Genomic DNA, 4,789 nt, shown 5'->3' with positions numbered 1-4,789 from the left:
CCTGGCAAAGCCACTCAAATGATAGGATCAAGCCTCACGAGCAATTAGTATCGGTTAGCTTCATGCCTCACGGCACTTCCACACCCGACCTATCAACGTCCTGGTCTCGAACGACTCTTCAGGAGGGTCAAGCCCTCAGGGAAGTCTCATCTTCAGGCGAGTTTCCCGCTTAGATGCTTTCAGCGGTTATCTCTTCCGCACTTAGCTACCCGGCAATGCGACTGGCGTCACAACCGGTACACCAGAGGTGCGTCCACTCCGGTCCTCTCGTACTAGGAGCAGCCCCCGTCAAACTTCCAACGCCCACTGCAGATAGGGACCAAACTGTCTCACGACGTTTTGAACCCAGCTCACGTACCACTTTAAATGGCGAACAGCCATACCCTTGGGACCGGCTACAGCCCCAGGATGTGATGAGCCGACATCGAGGTGCCAAACTCCGCCGTCGATGTGAACTCTTGGGCGGAATCAGCCTGTTATCCCCGGAGTACCTTTTATCCGTTGAGCGATGGCCCTTCCATTCAGAACCACCGGATCACTATGTCCTGCTTTCGCACCTGCTCGACTTGTCGGTCTCGCAGTTAAGCCACCTTTTGCCATTGCACTATCAGCACGATTTCCGACCGTACCTAGGTGACCTTCGAACTCCTCCGTTACACTTTGGGAGGAGACCGCCCCAGTCAAACTGCCTACCATGCACTGTCCCCGATCCGGATCACGGACCAAGGTTAGAACCTCAAACACACCAGGGTGGTATTTCAAGGACGGCTCCACCGAAACTAGCGTCTCGGTTTCATAGCCTCCCACCTATCCTACACAAGTCTGTTCAAAGTCCAATGCAAAGCTACAGTAAAGGTTCACGGGGTCTTTCCGTCTAGCAGCGGGTAGATTGCATCTTCACAAACATTTCAACTTCGCTGAGTCTCAGGAGGAGACAGTGTGGCCATCGTTACGCCATTCGTGCGGGTCGGAACTTACCCGACAAGGAATTTCGCTACCTTAGGACCGTTATAGTTACGGCCGCCGTTTACCGGGGCTTCGATCAAGAGCTTGCACCCCATCACTTAACCTTCCGGCACCGGGCAGGCGTCACACCGTATACGTCCACTTTCGTGTTGGCACAGTGCTGTGTTTTTGTTAAACAGTCGCAGCCACCGATTCTCTGCGACCCCATCACGCTTCGTCCGCAAGGGACTACACGCTACCGGGGCATACCTTCTCCCGAAGTTACGGTATCAATTTGCCGAGTTCCTTCTCCTGAGTTCTCTCAAGCGCCTTAGAATTTTCATCCTGCCCACCTGTGTCGGTTTGCGGTACGGTTCTCGTATAGCTGAAGCTTAGTGGCTTTTCCTGGAAGCGTGGTATCAGTCACTTCAGGTCCGTAGACCCTCGTCATCACTTCTCGGCGTTAAGAGAGACCGGATTTGCCTAATCTCTCCGCCTACCGGCTTAAACGACCTATTCCAACAGGCCGCTGACCTAACCTTCTCCGTCCCCACATCGCACTATACGAAAGTACGGGAATATTAACCCGTTTCCCATCGACTACGCTTTTCAGCCTCGCCTTAGGGGCCGACTCACCCTACGCCGATGAACGTTGCGTAGGAAACCTTGGGCTTTCGGCGAGCGGGCTTTTCACCCGCTTTATCGCTACTCATGTCAGCATTCGCACTTCTGATACCTCCAGCACACCTTACGATGCACCTTCAACGGCCTACAGAACGCTCCCCTACCATGTGTCTAAAGACACATCCGCGGCTTCGGTTATCAGCTTGAGCCCCGTTACATCTTCCGCGCAGGACGACTCGACCAGTGAGCTATTACGCTTTCTTTAAATGATGGCTGCTTCTAAGCCAACATCCTGGCTGTCTAGGCCTTCCCACTTCGTTTACCACTTAGCTGATCATTTGGGACCTTAGCCGGCGGTCTGGGTTGTTTCCCTCTTGACGATGGACGTTAGCACCCACCGTCTGTCTCCCATGCTCGCACTTTCCGGTATTCAGAGTTTGCCATGGTTTGGTAAATCGCAATGACCCCCTAGCCATAACAGTGCTTTACCCCCGGAAGTGATACATGAGGCACTACCTAAATAGTTTTCGGGGAGAACCAGCTATCTCCGAGTTTGTTTAGCCTTTCACCCCTATCCACAGCTCATCCCCTAATTTTGCAACATTAGTGGGTTCGGACCTCCAGTGCGTGTTACCGCACCTTCATCCTGGCCATGGATAGATCACTCGGTTTCGGGTCTACGCCCAGCAACTAAGACGCCCTATTCGGACTCGGTTTCCCTACGCCTCCCCTATTCGGTTAAGCTCGCTACTGAACGTAAGTCGCTGACCCATTATACAAAAGGTACGCAGTCACCCCTTGCGAGGCTCCCACTGTTTGTATGCATCAGGTTTCAGGTTCTATTTCACTCCCCTCCCGGGGTTCTTTTCGCCTTTCCCTCACGGTACTGGTTCACTATCGGTCGATCACGAGTATTTAGCCTTGGAGGATGGTCCCCCCATCTTCAGACAGGATTTCGCGTGTCCCGCCCTACTTCTCGTATGCTCAGTACCACCCATGTGTTTTCGAGTACGGGGCTATCACCCACTACGGCAGGCCTTTCCAGGACCTTTCTTCTAACACAAGGGCTATCACATACAGGCTCTTCCGCGTTCGCTCGCCACTACTGACGGAATCTCGGTTGATTTCTTTTCCTGCGGGTACTTAGATGTTTCAGTTCTCCGCGTTCGCTCTACCCAGCCTATGTGTTCAGCTGGGAGTGACCCTAAAAGGGCCGGGTTTCCCCATTCGGACATGTCCGGATCAAAGCTCCATTGCCAGCTCCCCGAACCTTTTCGCAGGCTTGCACGTCCTTCATCGCCTGTGATCGCCAAGGCATCCACCTGATGCACTTATTCGCTTGACCCTATCATTTCAGTTGCCTTACTCAGACAGGTTTGAGTTTGCGACGGACAACCCCGTCTCCCGACGTTGTTGCCCTGATACAATCTTCTACCCAAGTCGGCGATCCTTCCGGTCAGATTTAACTGGCCGTCCGTCTCGCCGCTTGTTATTCGGCTTCTACAATTTGTTAAAGATCGAGCGTCGTCAAACGCAAATCACAACACTCAAACAAGTGCTCTGATTGACTTTCGACGACATCTGAACAACCGATAGGCTGTGAGTGCTTGACTCGCCTTCTCTAGAAAGGAGGTGATCCAGCCGCAGGTTCCCCTACGGCTACCTTGTTACGACTTCACCCCAGTCATGAATCCCACCGTGGTAAGCGGCCTCCTTACGGTTAGCCTACCCACTTCTGGTGAAACCCACTCCCATGGTGTGACGGGCGGTGTGTACAAGGCCCGGGAACGTATTCACCGCAGCATGCTGATCTGCGATTACTAGCGATTCCGACTTCATGCACTCGAGTTGCAGAGTGCAATCCGGACTACGATCGGTTTTATGAGATTGGCTCCACCTCGCGGCTTCGCGACCCTCTGTACCGACCATTGTATGACGTGTGAAGCCCTAGCCATAAGGGCCATGAGGACTTGACGTCATCCCCACCTTCCTCCGGTTTGTCACCGGCAGTCCCATTAGAGTGCCCAACTTAATGCTGGCAACTAATGGCAAGGGTTGCGCTCGTTGCGGGACTTAACCCAACATCTCACGACACGAGCTGACGACAGCCATGCAGCACCTGTGTCCAGATTCCCTTTCGGGCACCCCCACCTTTCAGCGGGGTTCCTGGCATGTCAAGGCTAGGTAAGGTTTTTCGCGTTGCATCGAATTAATCCACATCATCCACCGCTTGTGCGGGCCCCCGTCAATTCCTTTGAGTTTTAACCTTGCGGCCGTACTCCCCAGGCGGTCAATTTCACGCGTTAGCTACGCTACCAAGGATTCTAACCCCCAACAGCTAATTGACATCGTTTAGGGCGTGGACTACCAGGGTATCTAATCCTGTTTGCTCCCCACGCTTTCGTGCATGAGCGTCAGTATCATCCCAGGGGGCTGCCTTCGCCATCGGTGTTCCTCCACATCTCTACGCATTTCACTGCTACACGTGGAATTCCACCCCCCTCTGACGTACTCTAGCCTGACAGTTTCAAACGCAGTTCCCAGGTTAAGCCCGGGGATTTCACATCTGACTTATCAAACCGCCTGCGCACGCTTTACGCCCAGTAATTCCGATTAACGCTTGCACCCTACGTATTACCGCGGCTGCTGGCACGTAGTTAGCCGGTGCTTATTCTTCCAGTACTGTCATCCCCGCAACGTATTAGGTTACGGGATTTCCTCCCGGACAAAAGAGCTTTACAACCCGAAGGCCTTCTTCACTCACGCGGCATGGCTGGATCAGGCTTTCGCCCATTGTCCAAAATTCCCCACTGCTGCCTCCCGTAGGAGTCTGGGCCGTGTCTCAGTCCCAGTGTGGCGGATCATCCTCTCAGACCCGCTACTGATCGTCGCCTTGGTAGGCCTTTACCCCACCAACTAGCTAATCAGACGTCGGCCGCTCGAATAACGCGAGGCCCGAAGGTCCCCCGCTTTCCTCCTCAGAGCGTATGCGGTATTAGCACACCTTTCGATGCGTTATCCCCCATTACTCGGCACGTTCCGACGCATTACTCACCCGTTCGCCACTCGCCACCAGGCCGAAGCCCGTGCTGCCGTTCGACTTGCATGTGTAAAGCATGCCGCCAGCGTTCAATCTGAGCCAGGATCAAACTCTTCAGTTCAATCTCTAACTTTTTCGTACTTCTGGCACGCAAGTCCAAAGAAACTTTCGTTTCCTTCT

Annotated in this window: 2 rRNA genes; both read right to left on the bottom strand. The window is 53.6% G+C overall.

Annotated features, from left to right (window positions below):
* Positions 1-23 precede the first annotated feature (23 nt).
* Positions 24-2,914 (bottom strand): 23S ribosomal RNA (locus GZH52_RS16565).
* Between the two features lie 280 nt (positions 2,915-3,194).
* Positions 3,195-4,730, bottom strand: a 16S ribosomal RNA gene (locus GZH52_RS16560).
* Together the 16S and 23S rRNA genes form the textbook arrangement of a ribosomal RNA operon.
* Positions 4,731-4,789: the final 59 nt, after the last annotated feature.

Source organism: Crenobacter caeni, from assembly GCF_010435965.1.
Taxonomy (GTDB): domain Bacteria; phylum Pseudomonadota; class Gammaproteobacteria; order Burkholderiales; family Chromobacteriaceae; genus Craterilacuibacter; species Craterilacuibacter caeni.
The sequence above is the reverse complement of the archived record's forward strand: the minus strand, read 5'-3'. Positions and strand labels throughout refer to the sequence as shown.